We start from the raw sequence: 23777 nt of genomic DNA on the forward strand, positions 1-23777 counted from the left end.
GCATCGTATTATGGGTTGGCGGCCTCGCGCGCCAGCTCCAGAGCGGCCTCAAGGCTATCGGGATCGTTAACCGCCAGTCCCTTGCTGCCCTTGACGATGCGCTTGCCAAGACCGGTGAGCACCTTGCCCGGCCCGCATTCGATGAACACCTGGGCACCGCCCGAGGCCATCGCCTCCATGCAGGAAGTCCAGCGCACCGGCTGGTAGAGCTGCTCGACCAGGCGCGTGCGCAGGGTTTCGACATCGGCATGCGCCTGGGCATCGACGTTTTGGTAAACGGTATAGCGCGGCGGACGCATGTCGAGCTTCGCCATGGCCGCCTCGAGCCGCTCGGCGGCCGGCCGCATCAGAGCGCAGTGCGAAGGCACCGAAACCGGCAGCGGCATGGCGCGCTTGGCACCCGCCTCCTGGCACAGGGCAATGGCTCGCTCCACGGCGGCCTTGTCGCCGGCGATCACCACCTGCCCCGGAGCATTGTAGTTCACCGCCGCCACCACCTCATTTTGCGCCGCCTCGGCACAGGCCGTTTCAACGGTGACGTCCTCCAGCCCCAGGATGGCCGCCATGGCGCCCTGACCGACCGGCACCGCCTCCTGCATCGCCTCGCCACGCAGGCGCACCAGGCGAACGCCATCGGCGAAGCCCATGACGCCGGCGCATACCATGGCGCTGTATTCACCCAGGCTGTGTCCCGCCATGGCACCAGGGCGAGGCCCCTCCAGTTCCTGCCATACCCGCCAGATGGCAACGCTGGCCGTCAATAGCGCCGGCTGGGTACAGGCGGTAGCGTTGAGTGCCTCATCGGGCCCTTCCTGGACCACTTTCCACAGGTCGTAGCCCAAGGCATCGGCGGCTTCCTCGAAGGTCGTCCGCACGACGCTGTAGCGTTCCGCCAGCTCCCGCAACATGCCTACTTGCTGGGAGCCTTGCCCGGGAAAGACGAGGGCAAGGGGTTGAGTCATGTCGTTCACCATTGCTCTTGTTGAGTGCTGTCACACTGTGCGCCCAGCTCCACGGCGAGTCGCCCCGGCAAGCCGCGATTGACCTCCTGCACGGCCCGCGACACAGCATAGGAGAAGCCTGTAGCATCGGCACTACCATGGCTCTTGATCACGATGCCGTCGAGCCCCAGCAAGCTGGCGCCATTGTAGCGCACCGGATCGAGTTCGTTCTTCAACCGACGCAGCGCCGGCCTTGCCAGCATTCCGACAAAACGGCTGCCCCAATGCGACTCGAAGGTCGTCTGGACCCGCTCGATCAGCATGCGCGCCAATCCTTCGCTGGCCTTGAGCACCGCATTGCCAACGAAACCATCGCATACCACCACATCGGCGGAACCGGCAAAGATGCCGTCTCCCTCGATGAAACCGATATAGTTCAGCGACTCGAACGCCTCCAGCAGCGCATCCGCCTGGCGAACCGCCTCACTACCCTTGGTGCCCTCGCTGCCCACGTTGAGCAGCGCCACCCTGGGGGCGGCTAGGCCGTCCACGTGGCGCGCCATGACCTCACCCATACGGGCGAAGTCCACCAACCGCTCCGCGGTGACATCGACATTGGCACCGAGGTCCAGCAGGTAGCAGCGCCCATCGCCGCGGGTAGGGATGGCCGTACAGATAGCCGGGCGCGGGATGTCCGCCACGGTGCCAAGCGCACGCCGGGCCAGGGCCATCAAGGCACCGGTATTGCCGGCACTGACACCTGCCGCGGCATTGCGGCTGGCCACATGGGCGAGCATCAGCGCCATGCTCGTATCGCCGCCACGCCTGAGCGCGTCGGAGGGTCGCTGATCCTGACGAATCAGGCCCGCCGCATGATGAACGGACAAACGCGAACCCGCCGCGGCGAGGTGCCGCGGCAGATTCTCGAGCTCGACTGACAGCTGGTCGCCCGGGCCGAACAGGTCGATTGCCAGCCCCGGCCAAGCCTGGGCGGCGGCCGCCGCACCATGGACGGCAACGGCCGGACCGGCGTCTCCACCCATCGCATCGATGGCAATCCGCACGTTCAGGTGCCGATGGTCATCGACAGCGGGTCGACTCAGGCGTCGACCACCTTGCGACCACGGTAGAAGCCGTCCGGGGAGACGTGGTGGCGCAGGTGAGTGGTGCCGGTTTCCTTGTCCTGGGACAGGGTCGGCGCGCTCAGGGCGTCGTGGCTGCGACGCATGCCGCGCTTGGAACGGGTCTTACGGTTCTGTTGAACTGCCATGGGTGTCACTCCGAAGTGAGACGATAAACAATCAGGATTTGCCCTTGAGATGACGCAGCACCTCGAAAGGACTCGCGGGAGCCGGCTCGCTCGATTCGGCCTCCTCTCCGCTGCTCAGCTGGTCGCGCGAGACACGGCAATGTGCCTCGTCGTGGTAAACCACCTGGGGCAGGCTGAGGATCAATTCATCCTCGACCACCTCCAGAAGATTCAGCTGTTCGTTTTCCACCAGCACCGGCTCGTGGGTGCTTGGCAGCTCTGCCGCCAGCGCATCGCTCGAGACCATGCCCAGCAGGAACTCGCTCTCGACATGCTGCGCCATAGGCTCGAGGCAGCGCCGGCAAGGCAACTGCAGCTCGGCTTCGAGACGGCCGCGAATCTCGCGGCGGCCTTGGGCGTCGATGCCGAAATCGAGCCATACCTGGCAGTCCCCCGTCTGCGCACCCACCTGCTCGGCCAGGCGCTCGAACTGGTCGAGCGCCATCAGGCCGGAGAGGCTTTCGCCACGGGAGGCGAGCCGGTAAGGCTCGACCCTATTGGGAAGTCGTGAGGTCAACATAGGCGCGCAATGATAGGCACTCCCCCCGCCCCTGTCAAAGACGCCCACTCAACAAGTTACAATGTCCGCCTGTTCGAAAGCCGAATGCCCCTTTCCCCATCGCGCAGGAGTGCACCATGCCTCGACTCGTTCTCGCTTCCGGCTCCCGCTGGCGCCGCCAACTCCTCGACCGACTGGGGCTGCCCTACGCCTGGGCAAGCCCCGACATCGACGAGTCACCACGCCCCGGCGAGGCGCCTGTAGCGCTGGTTCACCGGCTGTCGCTGGCCAAGGCCAGTCGCGTGGCCGAGACACACCCGGAGCACCTGGTGATCGGCTCGGATCAGATCGCCGAGTTCGACGGCGACATCCTCGGCAAGCCCGGCGATGCAGCGACGGCCCGGGCTCAGCTGGCACGCTTCTCCGGTCGTCGCGTGACCTTCCTCACCGGCTTGGCGCTGATCGATACCCGCAACGCACGCCACTGGGTCTGCCACGAGCGCTACGACGTACTCTTTCGCCGTCTCAGCGACGCTGAGATCGCCCGCTACGTGGAGCGCGAACAGCCGCTGGACAGCGCCGGCAGTTTTCGCATGGAGGGGCTCGGCATCACCCTGTTCGAGAAGCTCGAGGGCGATGACCCCAATACGCTGATCGGCCTGCCGCTGATCCGGTTGTGCGCACTGCTGCGCGAAGCGGGCCTTGATCCACTAGGGGATCAAGGCAGTTGGTAGCGTACCGGGGCACCACTGGACGACATGCCCATCCACTCGGCGGCTACCCGGCCGAACTGACGAGACAGCCGCTCGAAGGGGTCCAGTCGCGGCGTATAGTCGTGCAGCCGTACCTCGCCGAACAGCTCACGGCTCAGGGCGTCGAGGCTGCTGATACCGTCGATCAACCCCAGCTCCAGGGCCTGCTGGCCGCTCCAGATCAGCCCCGTGAAGAGCCGCTCGTCATCGGCCAGGCGGTCGCCGCGCCCCTGGCGCACGGCCTCGATGAACTGACCATGAGTGGTATCCATCACCGTCTGCCAGAATTCCCGCTCTTCCGGCGCTATCGGCGAGAAAGGGTCGAGGAATCCCTTGTTCTCACCGCTGACATAGATGCGCCGCTCGATGCCGAGGCGATCGATCGCCTCTTCGAAACCGAAGCTGGCAAAGATGACGCCGATCGAGCCCACCAGGCTCGCCGGCGCGGCGACGATCTCGTCAGCTGCCGCCGCCATGTAGTAGGCGCCGCTGGCCCCCACATCCTCGATGACCGCGATGATGGGCTTGTCGCCCTCCTCGCGCAGTCGCAGGATCTCGCTGTAGACGCGCTGAGACTGCACCGGGCTGCCTCCAGGGCTGTCGATGTGCAGCACCACGGCGGCGGCACTGCCAGACTCCCAGGCCCGGTTCAGCCCCTCGATGATGCGCTCGGCACTGGCCGGCGACTCGCTGTCGATCACGCCCTGTACCTTGACCACCCCCAGATGCTGACGCTCCGGCTCCGAGCCTGGGTCGCCGAACAGGCTGTAGAAAGTGGCGGCCAGCGAAGCCAGAATGAGCGCGGCGAAGAAAAGGCGGAAGAACAACTTCCAGCGCCGCGAACGACGCTGCTCGACCAGCACCCCGTCGATCCAGCGGTCGAGCATCTCCTGCTGTGCCAGGCGCCGGCGCTCGCGCAGCACTTCGGCGCTCTCCGCTGACGAGGCCGGCTTCTCGCTCTTGGCCTGCCGCAGCTCGCTCGCCTGCTCGGGGGTCAGCTCCGGCCCCTCGGTCCAGCGGTCCTCGCGCTGGTCGCGACCTTCTCGCTTGTCATCGCTCATTAGCTCGTCTTCCTTTCACCTGCTATTGGTTCAGCCAGTCGAACAGCTCGGTTACCGCCTGGGCAGTATAGACAGGACGGCTCGCCGCCAACCGCTCGGGTGTATGCACGCCCCAGGTCACGGCGACACGATCCATGCCCAGAGCGCGCGCCATCTCCAGGTCGTACTCGGTATCGCCCACCATGACGGCCTCCTCGACCGGCACGGCCAGCTCGACCAACAACTCCTCGAGCATCTGCGGGTGCGGCTTGGAGCGGGTTTCGTCGGCGGTACGACTCGCATGGAACCAGCCGCCACTGCCGCTCTCGCGGAAGATTCGGTCGAGCCCGCGCCGGCTCTTGCCGGTGGCCACCGCCAGCCGTCGCTCTCTTTGCTCGCACAGCGTGGCAACACCGACCTCGACGCCGTCGAAGAAGGACATCGGCGTCTTGTCGCCCTCGACAAAGTGGTGGGCATAGCGGGCACGCAGCAGCTCGAAGCGCTCGGCGTCGATGCCCGGACACAGCCGGTCGATGGCTTCGGGAAGCCCCAGGCCGATGATGTCGCGCACCGCGGCATCTTCGAGATGCCCCCAGCCGGCATCGCGCGCCGCCGCCTGCATGCAGGAGACGATACGGGCGGCGGAATCCATCAAGGTGCCATCCCAGTCGAAAATCACCAGTCGATAGCGCATAGCGGCTCCGGTCGTGATTTGAGTGGCAAGTCGCGCCTCAGCGACTCTCCCGGGCGCGCGCCAGCACGGCCTCGAGCTCGTCGGGCAGAGGCGCTCGAATCTGTACCGGGCGCCCGCTGCTGGGTTCGGGAAAGGTCAGCGACTCGGCATGCAGGAACAGACGTGACAGGCCCAGGTGACGGGCCAGCGACGCCCCTTCCCGCGAGCCGTACTTGTCGTCGCCGAGCAGGGGGTAGCCGGCATGGGCGGCATGCACGCGGATCTGGTGGGTACGCCCGGTCACCGGTTCGGCCTCGATCAGGGTCGCCTTGGGGAACGCCTCGCGCACGGCGAAGCGCGTACGAGCCACCTTGCCGGCCGAATCCACGCGCACCCGGCGTTCGCCATTGCCGGCGTCGTAACGGTCGAGGCGGGCGCTGACGAACTCCCGTCGCGCGGGCCAACGCCCTGCCACCAGCGCCAGGTAGCGCTTGTCCATCTGGTGATGCTTGAGCGCCTCGTTGAGCGTGAGCAGCGCCGGGCGCGACTTGGCCAACAGCAAGCAGCCCGAGGTGTCACGGTCGAGGCGATGGACCAGCTCGAGAAAATCGAGGTCCTCGCGTACCTGGCGCAGCGCCTCGATCAAGCCGATCTTGACGCCGCTGCCGCCATGCACCGGAAGACCGGCCGGCTTGTTGAGCACCAGCCAGCCCGGCCCTTCCACCAGCACGCTACCAGCCAACAGGTTGCGCAGCCCCTCGCTGACCTGCTTGACCGCCTCGCGCGGGGCCATCTTGAGCGGCGGGATCCGTACCATGTCGCCCACCTGCAGGCGATAATCGGCCTTTACCCGCTTCTTGTTCACCCGCACCTCGCCTTTACGCACGATGCGGTAGACCAGCGTCCGCGGCACGCCTTTCAGGCGCGTTATCAGGAAGTTGTCGACCCGCTGGCCCGACTGGCCTTCGCCCACCTCCACCCACTGTACGTCGCGCCCCTCGGCCATGACACTCCCGCTGAAAATCCGTTGTGAGGCCGCATTCTAACGCACTCGACGACGCGCTGCGCCAATTGCTGCCGATTGCCAATACTGCTATATTGCGAGCTCGCTCGGATGGATCCCTTCGGTCCCATGGCGCCTGCACGACAGACACGCAGGCCGGAGCGACGAAATCGGGCAGCGACGACCCCTACAATGGGTCCCGACGCCAACGAGTGATAGACGCTAGAAAGTAGACAAGTAGTGACGCCACGCCCGGACCCGACTCGCGACAGTGACAGGCGAGCGGTGGCCACGGGAATCGTTCCACATCGTGCCGGTGGCCGGCGTTGGCGAATCGATGAATGCCAGGTGTCTGGCGGTGACAGCAGGGCCGGATGGGAGAAGCCCCACCGAGACATGTCCTGCCTCCGCCACGTACTCAACATGATCATGTCGTGCTGGTCCCGTTTTGGGCACCGGTACGATCGGGCGCCACTGCGCATCCGCGACATGCGCTGAGCACAAGCACGCAGCACCCAGAGGTTCGCCTTCTTCGAAGCCTACCGGCGCGTCCAGTTTGCGAGACAACATGAAACGGATGCTCATCAATGCGACCCAGCCGGAAGAGCTGCGCGTCGCGCTGGTAGATGGACAACGCCTGTATGACCTGGACATCGAGTCGGGTGCCAGGGAGCAAAAGAAAGCCAATATCTATCGCGGCAAGATCACCCGCGTCGAGCCCTCCCTCGAAGCCGCCTTCGTCGACTTCGGGGCAGATCGTCACGGCTTTCTCCCCCTCAAGGAGATCTCCCGCGAGTACTTCCTGAAGGACACCTCGGGGCGTCCCAGCATCAAGGAGGTGCTCAAGGAGGGCCAGGAAGTCATCGTGCAGGTCGACAAGGAGGAGCGCGGCAACAAGGGAGCCGCGCTGACCACCTTCATCAGTCTGGCCGGCCGCTTCCTCGTGCTGATGCCCAACAACCCGCGCGCCGGCGGTATCTCGCGGCGCATCGAGGGCGAAGAGCGCACCCAGCTCAAGGAGGCTATGGGCCAACTCACCGTTCCGGAGAAAATGGGTGTGATCGTGCGCACCGCCGGGATCGGCCGCAGCAGCGAGGAGCTGCAGTGGGACCTCAACTACCTGGTTCAGGTATGGGAGTCGATCACCGAGGAGGCCGGCAAGCGCCCGGCGCCCTTCCTGATCTACCGCGAGTCGGATGTCATCATTCGCGCCATGCGCGACTACCTGCGACAGGATATCGGCGAGGTCCTCATCGATGACCCGACGGTGCATCAGCGCGCCCTGGCTTTCATTCGCCAGGTCATGCCCTCGTACCAGCAGAAGATCAAGCTCTACGCCGACGAAGTCCCGCTGTTCTCACGCTTCCAGATCGAGTCCCAGATCGAGACTGCCTACGAGCGCGAAGTGAAGCTGCCTTCCGGTGGCTCCATCGTCATCGACCACACCGAGGCCCTGGTCTCCATCGACATCAACTCGGCGCGCGCCACCCGTGGCAGCGACATCGAGGAGACGGCGCTACAGACCAACCTCGAGGCGGCCGACGAGATCGCTCGCCAATTGCGCCTGCGCGACATCGGCGGCCTGGTGGTGATCGACTTCATCGACATGAGCCCGGCGCGCAACCAGCGCGAGGTCGAGAACCGCATGCGCGACGCGCTCAAGCTCGATCGTGCAAGGGTACAGATCGGCCGCATCTCGCGTTTCGGCCTGATGGAAATGTCGCGCCAGCGTTTGCGCCCGTCGCTGGGCGAGACCAGCGGTGTGGTCTGCCCGCGTTGCAACGGCCAGGGCACCATCCGTGATGTGCGCTCGCTGTCGCTCTCGATCATGCGCCTGATCGAGGAAGAGGCGATGAAGGAGCGCAGCGCCCAGATCCGCGCCATCCTGCCGGTACCGGTGGCGACCTACCTGCTCAACGAGAAGCGTGCGGTACTGGCCGACATCGAGAAGCGCCAGGACGTACGCGTGCTGGTGCTGCCCAACCCCGATATGGATACGCCGCACTACGACGTGCAGCGCCTGCGTGACGACCATATCGAAGAGGAAGGCGACCAGGACAAGTCCAGCTTCGAACTCTCGGTACATACCGAGATCGGCAAGGAACCGGACACCAGCATCGCCAAACCGGTTGCCCGCACGGAGGCGGCCGTGAAGACGGTGATCCATAACGAGCCGGCGCCAGCCTCCCTGCAACAGGAACCGGCCCCTCAAGCGCCTGCTCCTCGGGTCGCGACTCCTGCTCCTGCAGCTCCAGCAGCCCCCGCCGCCGGCGTGCTCGGTCGCCTGTTGAAAGGCGTCAGCAAATTGCTCGGCGGTACCGAGAGCGATACGGCCACGCCGGCGGAACCCCGCAAGCCGGCCACTCCCCCGCCGGCCCGCGGCGGCGAGGATGAGCGTGGCGAGCGCAACGGCCGACAGCGGCGTCGTTCGCGCGGCGACTCCCAGGACGACGGTCGCAGCCAGCGCGGCCAGGCACGCCAGCAGGAGAGTGCTCGCAGCGACTCACGCCAGGAGGCGCGCCAGGACAACGCAGCTGGTCGAAGCGAAGGACGAAGCGAAGGACGTACGGAAGGCCGCAATGAAGGACGCGGCGGCCGCGGTCGCAACCAGGCGCGTGCCGACAAGCCCCAAGCCACCGAAGAAGGTCGTCAGGCCAAGCCTCGCAGCCGTGACGAAGCTCCCCGTCGGCAGAAGGTCGAGTCCCAGGAAAAGCTTGTCGAGCAGTCGTCCGAACCCACCAAGGTCGACGATGGCAAGCCCAAGCGCACGCGCAACAATCCGCGCAACCGCACGCGCCAGCACGCCATCAATCCCCAGGCCGAAGCCGAGCAGCAGCGCCTGCAAGCGAGCGAACAGGCTGAGCCCGCAACCGAGCAGCCGAAAGCCGAGCAGTCCAAGGCCGACGCGCCCAAGCCTGCGGAGAAGCCCGCCGAGCCGGTGACACCCGAGCAGGCGAAAGCCGAGCAGCCCAAGGCCGACGCGCCCAAGCCGATGGAGAAGCCCGCCGCGCCGGTGACACCCGAGCAGCCGAAAGCCGAGCAGCCCAAGGCGGATGCGCCCAAGCCGACGGAGAAACCCGCCGAGCCGGTGACACCCGAGCAGGCGAAAGCCGAGCAGCCCAAGGCCGACGTGCCCAGGCCGACGGAGAAGCCCGCCGAGCCGGTGACGCCCGAGCAGGCGAAAGCCGAGCAGCCCAAGGCGGATGCGCCCAAGCCGACGGAGAAACCCGCCGAGCCGGTGACACCCGAGCAGGCGAAAGCCGAGCAGCCGAAAGCCGAGCAGCCCAAGGCCGACGCGCCCAAGCCGACGGAGAAGCCCGCCGAGCCGGTGACACCCGAGCAGCCGAAAGCCGAGCAGCCCAAGGCCGACGCACCCAAGCCGACGGAGAAGCCCGCCGAGCCGGTGACACCCGAGCAGCCGAAAGCCGAGCAGCCCAAGGCCGACACGCCCAAGCCGGCGGAGAAGCCCGCCGAGCCGGTGAAAGCCGAGCAGCCGAAGGCGGATGCGTCCAAGCCGGCGGAGAAACCTGCCGAGCCGGTGAAAGCCGAGCAGCCGAAAGCGGATGCGCCCAAGTCGGCGGAGAAACCTGCCGAGCCGGCGAAAGCCGAGCAGCCGGAATCGGCCAAGACCGAAGCACCCGAGGCCGAGGATAAACCTGCCATCGAGGAGTCGCCTGCTGCCGCACGTCGACGTCGACGCGCGCACAATGATCCGCGCGAGATCCGTCGGCGTGAGCAGGAAGCGCACAAAGGCAACCAGGGCTGACAAACCCTGTCGCAAACGAATGGCCCGCGCACTGCGCGGGCCATTTTCGTTGGCGGAACGGATGATTAACGTGCGACTTCGCTTGCGATGGACTCAAGCCAGTCTGGGTTCGCGTTCCAGCACTACACCGAAGCGTGCCTGAACCTGCTCGACCACGCGATCGGCAAAGGCCAATAACTCGGCGGCACTGCCTCCCCCAAAGTGAACCAGTACCAAAGCCTGGCGGTCGTGTACGCCGAAATGGCCCGAGCGCCACCCCTTGAGCCCACACTGATCGATCAGCCAACCGGCCGCGAGCTTGACACGCCCATCCGCCAGTTCGAAATGCGGCACCTCGGGCCATGACGACAAAATTTCCTCGGCCCGCTGCCGCTCGACGATGGGATTCTTGAAGAAACTGCCGGCATTGCCCAGCTCTGCCGGGTCGGGCAACTTTTCGCGGCGAATGGCGCATACCGCCTCGGCCACCTCGAGCGGGCCTGGATGCGTCCCGACCCGCTGGGCCAGGTCACCATACGACAGGCGCGGAGATGCCACTCGGGATAGGCGCAGGATCAAGCCGGTAATGACCACCCTGCCCTGCAGCTCGCCCTTGAAGATGCTGTCACGATAGCCGAAGGCACACTCCTGGGGCGTAAGCACCGCAGGCCGGCCATCGTCGACGAACAGCACCTGGACCGCCTCGAGCACCTCGCACAGCTCGACGCCATAGGCACCGATGTTCTGGATCGGTGCGGCACCACAGAAGCCCGGTATCAGCGCCAGGTTCTCCGTGCCCCACAGCCCGCGACCGGCCAGGGCCATGACCAGCGAATGCCATTCGACCCCTGCCCCGACGTGTACCAGAACGCTACTGCCCTGTCGCTCCAGCCACCAGTGGGGTAGCGCCGGCTTGATCACCAGACCCGGTAACCGCCCGGGCAGGATCAGATTGCTGCCTCCACCGAGTATGGTCAGGGGCCAATCCTGATCGGCCGCCTGGCGCAGCAGCAGGCGCAGCGGCCCGATGGCCGCCGGTGCGGCGAAACGTTCGGCACGGCAGGGTAATCCCAAGGTATTGGCCGCGCTCAGATCATGGTCGGCCAGAGGGCTATCGCTCAATGCCGCTGCCTCTCGAGCCGCCGGGCGATATTCTCGACCAGACCGCGGGAAGCGGCCTCGACCAGATCCAGCACTTCCTCGAAGCCCCGGTCGCCGCCGTAGTAGGGGTCGGGTACCGAGCGGTCGACATGGCCGGCAAAGTCGAGAAAAAGACCGATGTAAGCCTGGCATCCTTCAGGGCACTGTTGCCGCAACGCCGCCAGGTTATGGTGATCCATGGCCAGGAGGTAATCGAAGCGTTGGAAATCCTCGGCCAACAGCTGGCGTGCGCGCAGCTCGCTCAAGTCGATACCGCGCCGACGGGCAGCAGCCGCGGAACGCGGGTCGGGCGACTTGCCCACGTGCCAGTCGCCGATGCCGCACGAGTCGACCTCGACACGATGCGCCAGTCCTGCCAACTCGAGCTCCCGACGAAACACCCCTTCGGCGGTAGGTGAGCGACAGATATTGCCGAGGCAGACGAACAGAACGCGCATGGCGCCTTCTCCCTACTTACGGTTTGCGGTCAGCAAGGCCCTGACACGCTCCAGGTCCTCGAGCGTGTCGACGCCGGTCGGATTGGGCTCGGCAGCCAGGGCCACCTGGATGGCATGGCCGTGGTGCAGCGCCCGGAGCTGTTCCAACTGCTCCAGTTGCTCCAGCGCCGAGGGGCTCCAGTCGCGATACTCCGCCAGGAAGGCGGCGCGGTAGGCGTAGAGTCCGATATGGCGTAGCCAGGCATCGGTCTCGAGCCACTCGGGACGCGCAGCGAACGACTCGCGGTCCCAGGGAATGGGAGCGCGGGAGAAATAGAGAGCGCGACCGGAAAGCGCCCGCACCACCTTGACCACGTTGGGATTGAACAACGTCTCGACGTCGGCGATAGGCTCGGCAAGTGTAGCGATGGAGGCGCCCGGGTCATCATGCAGTCGCATGGCGACCTGATCGATCAAGCGCGGCGGGATCAAGGGTTCATCGCCTTGGACGTTGACCAGCACGGCATCGGCGGCGAGCCCCAGCTGGTCGGCGACCTCGGCCAGACGGTCGGTACCGGAGGGGTGGTCGGCGCGGGTCATAACCACCTCGGCGCCCAGCGCCAGCATGGCGTCGTGTATACGCGTATCGTCGGTGGCCACCACCACACGACTGGCGGAACTCTCGCTTGCACGGCGCCAGACATGCGCCACCATGGGCTCACCGGCAATGTCGAGCAAGGGTTTGCCCGGTAGGCGCGAGGAGCCGAAACGTGCCGGAATCACCGCGATGAAGGCATTGTCCTGCGCCATCACGCCTCTCCGGTGCGACCGGGGGAAGGCGGCAACTTCTCATCGACTTCCATCCGGCGCGCCTCCTCCGGCAGCATGACCGGAATGCCATCGCGCACCGGATAGGCCAGGCCGTCATAGTGGCACAGCAGCTCCTGGGCCTCGCGGTCGTACTTGAGTTTGCCCTTGCACAGCGGGCAGACCAGCATGGCCAGCAGTTCCTTGTCCATCGTTTCACCTCTATCGTTCACGGCTATCGTCCACGAGTTTAAGCCCTCATCCATTCGACCCTACGGTTATCGCAGCCCTTCCAGGCGACTGTCCAGCCAGGCCACGAATTCCACCGATGGCTCGGCCTCGACCTCGAGTACCCAGCCGTGATCGAGGGCCATAGTGTTGCACTTCTCGGCATCCTTGGCCGTCATCACCACCGGCAGGCCATCATCGAAGGCCAGATCCTGCGGCGTGAAGCGATGATGATCGGCAAAAGCATGCGGTTTCGCCTCCATCCCCAGCGCCGCCAGGGTGTCGAAGAAACGCCCGGGGTTGCCGATACCCGCCACGGCATGCACCGGGCCGTGAAATGGCAACGGCGACAGGGGATGCGTCTCCCCACTTGCCAGCGAACGCCAGCGAATCGGCGCCAGACGAATGGTCCAGGCGCCGGCGGGCGGCACGAAGGCCGGCTCGCCGTTGATCAACACCGCATCCACTTCGGCGAGACGTGCCAGCGGCTCGCGCAAGGGGCCTGCCGGCAGGCAATGCCCGTTGCCGAAGCCACGGCGGCCGTCCACGACCACCAGTTCGATATCGCGCCCCAATGCCAGATGCTGCAGGCCATCGTCGCTGAGCAGGATGTCGCAGCCCTGCTCGATCAGCGCTCGCGCCCCACGCGGCCGGTCGGGGTCGACCACCACGGGAAGGCCGGTCTGACGCGCCAGCATGCGTGGTTCGTCGCCACTCTGGGCAATGGGCGTCCGTGTCGTGACGTGTAACGGATAGCCCGTGTCCCCGTCCGTCTTGCCGCCATACCCTCGCGACACGATGCCAGGTCGCCAGCCACGCTCCGTCAGGTAGCGGGCCAGCCAAGCCACGAGAGGGGATTTGCCCGTCCCACCCAGGGTCACGTTGCCGACCACGATCACCGGCACTGTGGCCCGCCATACCTTGCGACGCCCAGTGCGGTAGGCCGCAGCGCGACGCGCCATCGCCCAGCGATACACCACCTCGAGTGGCCGTAGCGCCCTGAGCCAGGTGGCGTCGCCGTAGGCCGCCTGCAGCCAGCGCTCACCCAGACCTTGGCTCATGACACTGGAGCTTCCTGGAACTGCAGCCGGTGCAGCGCGGCATAGGCGCCGTCGCGCGCCAGCAGTTCGGCATGGTTGCCCTGCTCGACGATCTGGCCCTGCTCCATCACCAGGATGCGATCGGCACGCTCGATGGTGGAGAGGCGATGGGCGATGACCAGGGTGGTACGCCCACGGCAAACCACCTCGAGTGCCCGCTGGATATAGCGCTCCGACTCGGTATCCAGCGCCGAAGTCGCCTCGTCGAGGACCAGCAGGGGCGAATCCTTGAAAATTGCCCGGGCAATGGCGAGGCGCTGACGCTGCCCACCGGAGAGCATCACGCCATTGTCGCCGATGATGGAGTCGTAGCCGTGGGGCAGCCGCTCGATGAACTCATGGGCATAAGCCGCCTTCGCCGCTGCCACGATGCTGCTACGCTCGGCCTGCGGCATGCCATAGGCGATGTTGTCGGCCACGCTGGCATTGAACAGGGTCACCTGCTGCGACACCAAGGCAATCTGGCGACGCAACGGTGCCAGGCGGTACTCATCGATGGGAACGTCGTCGATCAGCACTTGGCCGGCGGTGGTGCGATAGAAGCGCGGCAGCAACCCGGCCAGGGTCGACTTGCCGCTGCCGGAGCGCCCCACGATAGCGATCATCTCGCCGGGCTCGATGACCACGTTGATGTCCTTGAGCACCTCGGGCTGATCCTCGCTATAGCGGAAGCGCACCCCGCGCAGCTCGACCCGGCCCTGGAGACGCTCGGGCTCGCGAGTTCCCTCGTCGAGTTCGGCAGGCACCTGCATCAGGCCGAACAATTCACCAGCGGCGGCGATCCCCTTCTGGATCTCGCTGTTGATCTCGGTGAGCTGTCGCACCGGCTTGGCCATCAGCGAGGCAGCGGTGATGAAGGCGACGAACTCGCCGGGCGTCATGTCAGCCAGCAGCGCCGGCGACATCGCCAGCCATACCAGGATGGCCAGTGACACCGCGATCATCAGTTGGATCACTGGCGTGCTGATCGCCTTGGTCAGGGCTTCCTTCATCTTCTGCTGACGGTTGTAGTCGCTGGCCCGGGCGAAGCGCGCCTTCTCATACGCCTCGGCGCCGTGAGTGCGCACCACGCGATAGCCGGTGAGAGCCTCGGAAGCCACATGGGTCACGTCGCCCATGGAGTCCTGGATACGCTGGGAGATGCGCCGAAAGCGCTTGCTGGCATAGCTCACCACGCCTCCGATCAAAGGCGTCACGGCTAGGAACAGCAGGGTCAGCATCCAGTTGGTCCACATCAGGTAGGACAGCAGGCCGATCACGAACAGGCCTTCACGCAGCAGGATGGTGATCGCATTGGTCGCCGCCCCGGTGACCTGCTCCACGTGGTAGGTAACCCGCGAGATCAAGTGGCCGCTGGAGTGAGAATCGAAGAATCTTCCTGGCAGGTGCAGCATGTGATTGAACACGTTGCAGCGCAGAGCATGCACCACGTTGCGTGCCACGTTGCTCATGAAATAGGTGCCGAGAAAGGTCCCCAGTCCCCTGATCGCGAACATGAATACCACGAACAGGGGCAGAAAGAGGCGAAAGGAGGCATCCGGGTCCTGGATGCCATCGATCAGGCGCTTCATCATCTCGGCCAGAGCCGTGCTGGAGGCCGCATAGAGAGCGTAGCCGACGATCGCCAGGGAAAAGGAGATCCAGTGGGGCTTCACGTAAGCCAGCAGCTGCTTGTAAAGGGCCCAGCCCGAATGTTGGGTCCGGTCTTGAATCACGGTGTCTCCGCTTGCGTAGATATTGCCTGTGTTTCGCGCGTGGCGATGCGAACTTGACGGATGCCGAGCATCCCCGCCTGGTCGAGTGCTCGCACCACATCGGCATGCATCGCCCGGGCATCGGCCTCGACCACCAGCCCATGCAATCTGGCCTGATCGGCCTCGACGGCAAGCGCATCGCCAAGCTCGGCGGCGGCGAGTTCCCGCTCACCCAGTCGGTAGCGTCCCTGCTCGGTTACCACCAGCGTGACCGGCGAGACCTCGAGGTCAACTCCCGCAGCGCTCTCGGGGAGCGTGAGCTCGAGCGCCTGACGAGTCTCGAAAGTGGTCGATACCATGAAGAAGATCAGCAGCAGGAAGACCACGTCGATGAGCGGCGTGAGGTTGACCTCCACCGGATCACGGCGACGACGCGCGAACTTCACGAGCCTCGGGTCTCCACCGTGGGACGCTCACCTTCACGCTGCTCGCTGAAGCCCAGCTCGCCACGATAGTGGGCGAGAAATTCCACTACCTGCCCAGCCTGTTCTTCCATGCGTACGGTGATCTCCTCGATACGGCGCAGGAAATAGCGATGGAACATCAGCGCCGGAATCGCCACGGTGAGGCCCGCCGCGGTGGTGACCAGGGCGCGCGAGATGCCGCCGGCCAGTTCGGCGGTACGCCCCGCGCCGTCAGCGGAAACGATCACCGCGAACACGTCGATCATCCCCACCACGGTACCCAGCAGACCGATCAGCGGCGTAATGGCGGCAATGGTACCCAAGGGAGTCAGGAAGCGCTCCATGTCGTGAATCACCGCTGTGGCGGCCTCCTGCAGCCGCGCCCTGACCTGCTCGTGGCCCAGGCGCGCATTGCGCAGCCCGGCAGCCAGCACGCCACCCAGCGGCGAATGGCCCTCCAGCCAGTAGAGGTTGACCTGGCCGCGCGCCACCAGCGAACAGACTTCCTGCCCCAGTCCGTAAGGCGCGATACGCTTGGCACGCAGGGTCCAGAGGCGCTCGATGATGATCACCGTCGCCAGCAGCGAACATCCCAGCAGCGGGATCATCAGCCAGCCGCCGGCGATGAGCGCATCCATCATGTCCATCGACTTCCCCTCTTCACGCAACGACCGTCGCGATCAATGGCGCGATTCTACCGCATGGCACCTGCCTTCGACACCGCCGCGACGCCAGGGCATGCCACGCGCAGCACGCGGCGAGACCTCCTCCTCGCGGCCGAGCCAGAAGGTCACGGCGCCATCCAGGGCGGTATTCCACTGACAGCTGCCGGCACGCCGAAAGCGTCGTACCACTTCGTCATGGGGGTGACCGAAGGCGCCATGGCGGGCAGCACTGTAGATCACGTGCCGCGGTGTTACCCACTGCACCAGCTGCGGCCCCGAGCTGGTGCGGCTGCCATGGTGCCCCGCCACCAGCAGGGTCACAGGAAGCGTGACGTCCAACAGGAATTGACGCTCGATCTCTCTCCCGACATCACCGGTGATCAGCAAGCGATCGCTGCCTGCCGTCACTTCCAGCACGCAGGAGCGATCGTTGCCGGCAAGAGGCTCCGTCTCCTCGGGCGGCCAGAGCACCCGATAGGACACACCGTCCCGCTGCCAGGCCTGGCCGCGCAGGCAGGCCTCGAAGGGTACGCCGACAGACTCGCCGGGAGGTGCCAGATACCCTCCCACCGCATGCTGCTCGGCCAGTACGGCCACACCCCCGGCATGGTCGAGATCACCGTGGCTGACTATCACCTCATCGAAGCGCTGCCCCTTCGGCCATAGCGAACTCAGCGGAGCGAATCCCGATGCGAAGCGGGGTCCGCTGTCGTAGAGCAGGCGATAGTTGGCGCTGCGCAGCTCGATCAGTTGCCCCTGGCCGACGTCCTGCACTCTGACCCGGAGAGCGCCCCCCTCCGGCAGCGGCGCCGTCAACCCCAGCATGGCCGGCACCAGCAACAGCGTAGCGCCAAGGCGCAGCGCCTTGGCCAGTCCGGGTAGTGCCCATAGCAGTGCCAGGAGACCGAGCATCAGCGCCAGCGGCAGGACCAGCTCCGGCGAGGGCCACCACAGTGGCAAGCGCTCCACGGCCAGCTCCAGCAGTTCCACCAATAGCCAGGCGGTACGTTCGAACAGCCACCAGCACAGGCTGCCGAGATAGGGCAAAGGCGCGAATAGCCAGCCCAGCAGGCCGAGTGGTACCAACAGGAGGCTCACCAGCGGCACCGCTATCAGGTTGACCAGCGGCGCCGCTGGTGCCAGCCGGGCAAATGCCAGCAGCACGGCGGCCGCCATCAGCGGAGCCAGAAGCAGCTGCGTGCGTACCAGCCCCCATCCCCAGCCGGTTACTCCCCGAGGTCGCGGTCGGCCCTGCCAGATCAGGATCAGCAGCGCCACGGCAAGAAATGACAGCCACAGCCCGGGTCGCCAGGCCGACAGAGGGTCGAGCACCATCACCAGCCCCAAGGCCAGCCACCACGCCTGCCAAGGGCCTGGGGCATGTCGCCCGCTGGCCACCCACAATCCCACCAGGGTCATGATCATGGCACGCATGGCTGGTGGCTGCAGCCCAGCCAGCCAGGCGTAGCCGACGGCCGCGGCAGCGGCCAGCCACCAAGGCCAAACCGCCATTCGCCAACGCCGCGGCATGACCAGCCGGGCCAGACCGCGCGCAACCAGCAGCGTGAAGGCCGCCACCAGCCCTACATGCAGGCCGGAAATCACCACCAGATGGGTGGTGCCGCTGGCGTTGAGCAGATCCCAGTCGTCACGCGCGAGCCGCTCACCCGCCCCCAGGGTCAGGGCAGCCAACCAGCGCTGGGTCTGCGAGGAGAACGGCTGTTCGTCGAGGTAGCCAAGCGCCTGCTGGCGCAACGACGTTGGCGCCGCCGTCAGCCGCTCGGCGGCGGGCTCGCTGCGCACGTAGCCGGTGGCCTGGATACCCTCGCGCCATAGCCAGGCACCGTAATCGAAGGTACCGGGGTTGGCGAACCCTGCCGGAGGCCTCAGCCGTACGGTCATAGCCCAGCGTTCGCCGGGCTCGATCTCAGGTGCCTCGAAGAAGCTCAGCCGCACCCGGCGCAGGGAATCGCATGGCAGCCTGGCCAGGTCCCTTGGCCGGCACGCGTCGACGCGCACCATCAAGCGGCTGAGCTTCCCCTCCTCCTCGACGGACTCGATGCGCCCTTCCAGGGCGAGATCGGCGCGCAGCAACCCGTCGGGTAACACGGCACCTTTGGCCAGCAACACCTGGGACGCCGAGAAGGCAATGACCGCTCCCAAGGCGACAGCCCGCCATTCGCCTCGCGCGAGCAAAAACAGCAGGCACAGCGACCAGAATTCGAACAGGCCTGACGGCGCCCAGCGCCCCAAACCCACGCCGACCAGCGCTGCCAGCGCCAGCGGCATTGCCATACCCCATCGCACTCCCTCGCCCCCTTGATTCCCAGCTCCAGCCCGATTCACTCCGTTGAGCCACTTTCCGCCCCCAGCATGGCGAGCCACCTTCCATACATGGATAATACCCGGGTCCCGAAGCAGCGAGCCAACCCGACATGCCGCGGCGATTCCTGCAGCGCTACATGCCCAATCCCGAAACGCTCAGGCGCCAGCGCTCGCTGCGCTTCATGAGCCGTATGATCGGCGATCCCGGGCTGTGGGTGCTCTCCCGGCGCACCGTGGCAAATGCCTTTTCCGTGGGTCTTTTCAGCGCCATGCTGCCGATCCCCTGCCAGATGGCGGTCGCAGCCTTCGGTGCCTGGCTCCTGCGCTGCAACCTGCCGCTCTCGGTGGGCCTGGTATGGATCACCAACCCCCTGACCATGCCGCTGGTCTTCTATGGCAACTACAGGATCGGTGCCTGGCTGATGGATACCCCGGCACGGGAGGCGCCCGCACGCATCTCGACTCGCTGGATCGCTGAACGCATGGCCGACATCCTGCCCGCCTTGGCGCTTGGCTCGGTGGCAACGGCCATCGTGCTGGCCATCCTGGTGAATCTGCTGGTGCGTCTGATCTGGCGCTGGCATATCTCGCGCAGCTGGAAACAGCGCACCACTAAGCGTCGGTTGCGGCGCCGCGAAATGAACGATTGAGCCCCATGGACATGGGGCTCGGAGAGGAACGCGAAGGCCTGGCAGAAGGACTCAGGACTGCTCGGTGAGACGCCCCCCATCCAAACGCATCACCCGATCCTGATGAGCGGCAAGCGAGGGGTCGTGGGTCACCACGACGAAGGCGCATTCTGTGGTGCGGGCCAGCTCGTCCATCAAAGCCAGGATGCTGGCCGCGGTACTCTGGTCGAGATTGCCGGTCGGCTCGTCCATGAGCACCAGGCTGGGGTCGGTGACCAGCGCCCGGGCAATAGCCACACGCTGGCGCTCGCCGCCCGAGAGTTCGCCTGGCTTATGGTCGGCCCGGTGCCCGATGCCCACCTTGTCCAGCAGATCGCGAGCCCGTACCTCGGCCACCTTCTTGCGCTGGCCACGAATGATCAGCGGCAGCGCAGCGTTCTCCAGTGCCGTGAATTCGGCGAGCAGGTGGTGGAACTGGTAGACGAAGCCGATATGGCGATTGCGGAACTTGCCCAGCGCCGCCTCGCCCAGGTCGAGCAAGGACTCGCCGGCGATCGCTACCTCGCCGCGCGTGGGACGGTCCAACCCTCCCAGCAGATTGAGCAGCGTGGTCTTGCCCGACCCTGAACTGCCTACCACGGCGACCCGCTCACCGGCACGCACCTCGAGGGAAAGCCCGTCGAGCACGGTAACGTCCTGGGGACCCTCGTGATAGATCCGAGCCAGATCGCGGCAGGCCAGCATCACCTTGCCACTGGCCGTGCGCTGCATGAGTTCTTCTTTTTTCGCGGTGGCTGAATCACTCATAGCGCAGTACCTCCGCGGGCTGCACACGCGAGGCGCGCCAGGCCGGATAGAGAGTGGACAGGAAGGTCAGGCCGAAAGCGGCGGCAACGATGTCACGCACGTCGTCCCAGTGCAGGCGTGACGGCAGGTCGCTGATGAAATAGACCCCGGCGTCGAGGAACTGGATGCCGAGTGTCGACTCCACCCAGCCGATAAGGTCGGACACGGTCAGCGCCAGCAGGATACCGAGTCCCACACCGATGGCGATACCGATCACACCGATCGCCATCCCCTGCACCACGAAGATGCCCATGATCGAGCGCGGGGTCGCGCCAATGGTACGCAGGATGGCGATGTCGGCATGCTTGTCGGTCACCACCATCACCAGGGTCGAGACAATGTTGAATGCGGCGACGGCGATGATCACGGTCAGCAGCAGCGCGATCATGCGCTTCTCCATCTGGATCGCCTGGAACAGGTTGCCGTGGGAGAAGGTCCAGTCGATGCCGCGGTAGCCGCTGCCCAACTGGTTGACGATGGCGCGGGTCTCGGCACCGGCGGCGAACAGGTCGTTCAGTTCCAGGCGCAGCCCACCCACGGCATCGCCCAGGCGCGCCAAGGTCTGCATGTCCTCGATGTTGGCGTAGGCCAGGTTGGCGTCGAGGTCGGCGCCGACGCTGAAGACGCCGCTCACCGTGAAGCGCTTGAGGCGCGGGAAGACTCCCGCCGGGGTGATCGACGCCTCGGGCACCAGCAGCGTCACCCGATCGCCGACTCCTACGCCTAGATGGCGCGCCAGCAACGAACCCAGCACGATGTTCCACTCGCCAGGCTGCAGGTCATCGAGGCTACCCTGCCGCATGTGGCGGCCGATGATCGAGACACGATCCTCCCACTCGGGATGTATTCCGTTGACCATGGCGCCCTCGTTGCGCCCGGCTACCGAAAACATGCCCTGCTGTTCGACATAGGGTGCGGCACCGATCACCCGCTCGCGCTGCATCAGCTGTTCGGCCAAGGCTTCCCACTCGACCAGCCCGCTGCGCGACTCGATCTTGGTGTGCGGCACCATGCCGAGAATGCGCGTGCGCAGCTCGTGGTCGAAGCCGTTCATCACCGAGAGCACCAGGATCAGTACCGCCACGCCCAGCATCAGGCCCAGCATGGAGGTTAAGGATATGAAAGAAATGAAGTGGTTGCGGCGCTTGGCGCGCACATAGCGCAACCCGATCAGCAGTGGCAGGCGGTCGAGCATCATCGCGTTCCTTGTCAGAGGTGGCCATGGTACGGTTTTTTGCGCCGCGCTGCATCGGGTGCGCAATCATTCCACGAAGCTTGCATCATCAGTTGCACCATCCTACATTGCGCCGACTCGGTACCCGGCACCGTCTTAAGACGCGACTCAAGAGGCTTCGTTCATGGCCAATCGCCTGCTTCCCGAATGGCACCCCCAGGATGCCGTTCAGCTCACCTGGCCCAGTCCGACCAGCGACTGGGCGCCAATGCTCGAACGTATCGAGGCCACCATGGAAGCGATGGTGGTGGCCATGGCACGCTACCAGCACGTGCTCATAGCGGTGCCCAATGCCGCCACCCGAAATCATCTCGCCCGCCGCTTCGTCAACCTCGGGGTCGACCCTGCACGCCTGCGGTTAGTGGTGGCCAACGCCGATGACACCTGGGCTCGCGACCACGGCCCCATCGCCATCGAGCGTGACGGTGAGCTCCTGCTGCTCGACTACGTGTTCACCGGCTGGGGCGGCAAGTTCGAGGCCGGGCGCGACAATCGCCTGACCCGTCACCTGGCCGAGGCCGGGGTCTACGCCTGCCCGGTCGAGAGCCGCAGCACCGTACTCGAAGGCGGCGCCATCGACACCGACGGCGAAGGCACCCTGCTCACTACCGAGGCCTGCCTGCTCAATCCCAATCGCAACCCCGAGCTGGACCGTGCCGCAGTGGAAGCGTTGCTGAAAGCCGATTTCGGTATCGAGCGGGTACTGTGGCTGGCCAATGGCCACCTGGAAGGCGACGACACCGACAGCCACATCGATACCCTGGCGCGCTTCTGCGATCCGGGCACCATCGCCTACGTGCGCTGCGACGACGAAGCCGACCCGCACTACCCTGCCCTTGCCGCAATGGAGGCCGAGCTTCAAGCATTTCGTCGCGCCGACGGCCGACCCTATCGCCTGGTGCCGCTGCCCTGGCCGCGCCCGTGCTTCGACCCGATGGACGGGCATCGGCTGCCGGCTACTTATGCCAACTTCCTGATCGTGAACTCCGCGGTGCTGGTGCCGGTCTATGGCGATGCTGCCGACAGTCGGGCGCTCGCCGCCCTGGCCGAGGCCTTTCCCGGCCGCGACATCGTTCCGATCGACTGCCTGAGCGTGATCCGCCAACACGGCAGCCTGCACTGTCTGACCATGCAGCTCCCCCGGGGCAGCCTGCACGCCGTTACACAGCAAGGAGAAACGTCATGACCCGCACCCTCAAGGTCGGCCTGGTCCAGCAACCCGCCTGGCCGGACAAGGAGCGCAGCCTGGCCGAGAGCGAAGCAGGCGTACGCGAGCTGGCCGCCGCCGGAGCCGAACTGGTACTGCTCCAGGAACTGCATGCCACCCACTATTTCTGTCAGTACGAAGCCACCGAGCTATTCGACCTGGCCGAGCCGCTGGACGGCCCCACCGGCCAGCGCCTCGCCGCCCTGGCCGCCGAGCTCGGCATCGTGCTGGTGGGCTCACTGTTCGAACGCCGCGCCCCAGGGCTCTACCACAATACCGCCGTGGTCTACGACCGCGACCACGGCCAGGTGGGCGTCTACCGCAAGATGCACATCCCCGACGACCCGGGCTTCTACGAGAAGTTCTACTTCGCACCGGGCGATCAGGACGACAGCCGCAAGCAGGGCTTCCAGCCCATCGACACCTCGGTGGGCCGACTGGGGCTGCTGGTGTGCTGGGACCAGTGGTACCCGGAAGCGGCGCGACTGATGGCACTGGCCGGTGCCGAAGTATTGCTCTACCCCACCGCCATCGGCTGGAGCCCCTCGGACGACGACGCCGAGAAGGCGCGCCAGAAGGAAGCCTGGACGCTGATCCAGCGCAGCCATGCGGTGGCCAACGGGCTGCCGGTGATCGTGGCCAACCGCGTCGGCCACGAGCCGGATCATTCCGGCGTCGGCGACGGCATCGACTTCTGGGGCGGCAGCTTCGTCGCCGGGCCCCAGGGTGAGCTGCTGGCCCATGGCGGCACCAAGGCCGAGCGTTTGCTGGTGACCCTCGACATGAGCCGCGGCGAGGACGTACGGCGCATCTGGCCCTACCTGCGCGACCGCCGCATCGACGCCTATGGCGACCTGACCCGGCGGTATAGAGACTGACGCATCGCGGGTAGTGGCCGGGGAGAGGCATGCGAGCGATTTAGCCAGAGCGCCGATGCAAACGAGCCGGGCAGCGGCGATCGACAGGGATGTCGATCGAGGGGAAGCAAGAGGGACCTTGTTCTTCCCCGACGCGTCGCCCGGCTCGTGAAGCATTGGGG

General features: G+C 65.9%; 23 protein-coding genes. 5 read left to right on the forward strand and 18 right to left on the reverse strand.

Going from position 1 to position 23777, the window contains the following annotated elements; genetic code table 11:
• Positions 1-8: 8 nt before the first annotated feature.
• Genes fabD through ACRWQA_RS13370 form a run of 4 tightly spaced genes read right to left on the reverse strand, consistent with a single transcriptional unit; the run spans position 9 to position 2770 of the window.
• Complete coding sequence (gene fabD, locus ACRWQA_RS13355; RefSeq protein WP_263583415.1) at positions 9-962, reverse strand: ACP S-malonyltransferase; 954 nt, start codon at positions 960-962, stop codon at positions 9-11.
• 5 nt (positions 963-967) lie between these two features.
• The gene (gene plsX / locus ACRWQA_RS13360; RefSeq protein ID WP_263583414.1) at positions 968-2005 is read right to left on the reverse strand and encodes a phosphate acyltransferase PlsX; all 1038 of its coding nucleotides are present in this window, start codon (positions 2003-2005) and stop codon (positions 968-970) included.
• Between the two features lie 35 nt (positions 2006-2040).
• Positions 2041-2211, reverse strand: a complete 171-nt coding sequence (gene rpmF, locus ACRWQA_RS13365; protein ID WP_021820795.1) for a 50S ribosomal protein L32 — start codon at positions 2209-2211, stop codon at positions 2041-2043.
• A gap of 31 nt (positions 2212-2242) precedes the next feature.
• Entirely contained in the window at positions 2243-2770 is a 528-nt protein-coding gene (locus tag ACRWQA_RS13370) for a YceD family protein (RefSeq protein WP_263583413.1), read from the reverse strand.
• A 116-nt stretch (positions 2771-2886) separates the two neighbouring features.
• Between ACRWQA_RS13370 and ACRWQA_RS13375 the strand changes: the two genes are divergently transcribed.
• Positions 2887-3483, forward strand: a complete 597-nt coding sequence (locus tag ACRWQA_RS13375; protein WP_434229034.1) for a Maf family protein — start codon at positions 2887-2889, stop codon at positions 3481-3483.
• On the opposite strand, the gene sppA is transcribed toward ACRWQA_RS13375, so the two are convergent.
• From sppA to ACRWQA_RS13390, 3 genes are read right to left on the reverse strand one after another with little or no spacing between them, the layout of a single operon-like run.
• Positions 3468-4562, reverse strand: coding sequence for a signal peptide peptidase SppA (gene sppA, locus ACRWQA_RS13380; RefSeq protein WP_263583411.1), 1095 nt, complete (start codon positions 4560-4562; stop codon positions 3468-3470). The two genes, ACRWQA_RS13375 and sppA, sit on opposite strands and share 16 nt — an antisense overlap.
• Positions 4563-4584: 22 nt before the next feature.
• A complete protein-coding gene (locus tag ACRWQA_RS13385; RefSeq protein ID WP_263583410.1) occupies positions 4585-5235 on the reverse strand; it encodes an HAD family hydrolase in 651 nt (216 codons plus the stop codon).
• A gap of 37 nt (positions 5236-5272) precedes the next feature.
• A complete protein-coding gene (locus ACRWQA_RS13390; RefSeq protein ID WP_263583409.1) occupies positions 5273-6220 on the reverse strand; it encodes an RluA family pseudouridine synthase in 948 nt (315 codons plus the stop codon).
• A 565-nt stretch (positions 6221-6785) separates the two neighbouring features.
• Here ACRWQA_RS13390 and rne point away from each other — a divergent pair.
• Positions 6786-9983, forward strand: coding sequence for a ribonuclease E (gene rne / locus ACRWQA_RS13395; RefSeq protein ID WP_446326186.1), 3198 nt, complete (start codon positions 6786-6788; stop codon positions 9981-9983).
• 93 nt (positions 9984-10076) lie between these two features.
• On the opposite strand, the gene murB is transcribed toward rne, so the two are convergent.
• From murB to ACRWQA_RS13440, 9 genes are all read right to left on the reverse strand, one after another.
• A complete protein-coding gene (gene murB, locus ACRWQA_RS13400; RefSeq protein WP_434229038.1) occupies positions 10077-11084 on the reverse strand; it encodes a UDP-N-acetylmuramate dehydrogenase in 1008 nt (335 codons plus the stop codon).
• Positions 11081-11560 (reverse strand): low molecular weight protein-tyrosine-phosphatase, encoded by a 480-nt coding sequence (locus ACRWQA_RS13405; protein WP_434229039.1) that lies wholly within the window; start codon positions 11558-11560, stop codon positions 11081-11083. Before ACRWQA_RS13405 ends, murB begins: the two co-directional genes overlap by 4 nt.
• Positions 11561-11572: 12 nt before the next feature.
• Entirely contained in the window at positions 11573-12349 is a 777-nt protein-coding gene (gene kdsB, locus ACRWQA_RS13410) for a 3-deoxy-manno-octulosonate cytidylyltransferase (protein ID WP_434229041.1), read from the reverse strand.
• On the reverse strand, positions 12349-12558 hold the full coding sequence (locus ACRWQA_RS13415; RefSeq protein ID WP_263583404.1) for a Trm112 family protein: 210 nt from the start codon (positions 12556-12558) through the stop codon (positions 12349-12351). The genes kdsB and ACRWQA_RS13415 overlap by 1 nt, the downstream gene beginning before the upstream one ends.
• 66 nt (positions 12559-12624) lie before the next feature.
• Positions 12625-13635: a tetraacyldisaccharide 4'-kinase gene (gene lpxK / locus ACRWQA_RS13420; protein WP_434229042.1), complete on the reverse strand. Its 1011-nt coding sequence runs from the start codon at positions 13633-13635 to the stop codon at positions 12625-12627.
• Positions 13632-15389, reverse strand: a complete 1758-nt coding sequence (msbA, locus tag ACRWQA_RS13425) for a lipid A export permease/ATP-binding protein MsbA (protein ID WP_263583402.1) — start codon at positions 15387-15389, stop codon at positions 13632-13634. Before msbA ends, lpxK begins: the two co-directional genes overlap by 4 nt.
• A complete protein-coding gene (locus ACRWQA_RS13430; RefSeq protein WP_263583401.1) occupies positions 15386-15814 on the reverse strand; it encodes an ExbD/TolR family protein in 429 nt (142 codons plus the stop codon). The genes msbA and ACRWQA_RS13430 overlap by 4 nt, the downstream gene beginning before the upstream one ends.
• A complete protein-coding gene (locus ACRWQA_RS13435; protein WP_263583400.1) occupies positions 15811-16479 on the reverse strand; it encodes a MotA/TolQ/ExbB proton channel family protein in 669 nt (222 codons plus the stop codon). Before ACRWQA_RS13435 ends, ACRWQA_RS13430 begins: the two co-directional genes overlap by 4 nt.
• A gap of 33 nt (positions 16480-16512) precedes the next feature.
• Positions 16513-18792: a DNA internalization-related competence protein ComEC/Rec2 gene (locus ACRWQA_RS13440; RefSeq protein WP_434229043.1), complete on the reverse strand. Its 2280-nt coding sequence runs from the start codon at positions 18790-18792 to the stop codon at positions 16513-16515.
• Positions 18793-18932: 140 nt separating this feature from the next.
• On the opposite strand from ACRWQA_RS13440, the gene ACRWQA_RS13445 reads away from it, so the two are divergent.
• Entirely contained in the window at positions 18933-19472 is a 540-nt protein-coding gene (locus ACRWQA_RS13445) for a DUF2062 domain-containing protein (protein ID WP_263583398.1), read from the forward strand.
• 51 nt (positions 19473-19523) lie between these two features.
• Here the strand turns inward: ACRWQA_RS13445 and ACRWQA_RS13450 are convergent, their stop codons facing one another.
• Both ACRWQA_RS13450 and ACRWQA_RS13455 read right to left on the reverse strand, forming a co-directional pair.
• A complete protein-coding gene (locus tag ACRWQA_RS13450; protein ID WP_263583397.1) occupies positions 19524-20258 on the reverse strand; it encodes an ABC transporter ATP-binding protein in 735 nt (244 codons plus the stop codon).
• On the reverse strand, positions 20251-21492 hold the full coding sequence (locus ACRWQA_RS13455; RefSeq protein ID WP_263583396.1) for a lipoprotein-releasing ABC transporter permease subunit: 1242 nt from the start codon (positions 21490-21492) through the stop codon (positions 20251-20253). Before ACRWQA_RS13455 ends, ACRWQA_RS13450 begins: the two co-directional genes overlap by 8 nt.
• A 163-nt stretch (positions 21493-21655) precedes the next feature.
• On the opposite strand from ACRWQA_RS13455, the gene ACRWQA_RS13460 reads away from it, so the two are divergent.
• Both ACRWQA_RS13460 and ACRWQA_RS13465 read left to right on the forward strand, forming a co-directional pair.
• Positions 21656-22717: an agmatine deiminase family protein gene (locus ACRWQA_RS13460; RefSeq protein WP_434229045.1), complete on the forward strand. Its 1062-nt coding sequence runs from the start codon at positions 21656-21658 to the stop codon at positions 22715-22717.
• Positions 22714-23616, forward strand: coding sequence for a carbon-nitrogen hydrolase (locus tag ACRWQA_RS13465; protein ID WP_263583394.1), 903 nt, complete (start codon positions 22714-22716; stop codon positions 23614-23616). Before ACRWQA_RS13460 ends, ACRWQA_RS13465 begins: the two co-directional genes overlap by 4 nt.
• Positions 23617-23777: the final 161 nt, after the last annotated feature.

The organism is Billgrantia sp. C5P2 (assembly GCF_051062895.2).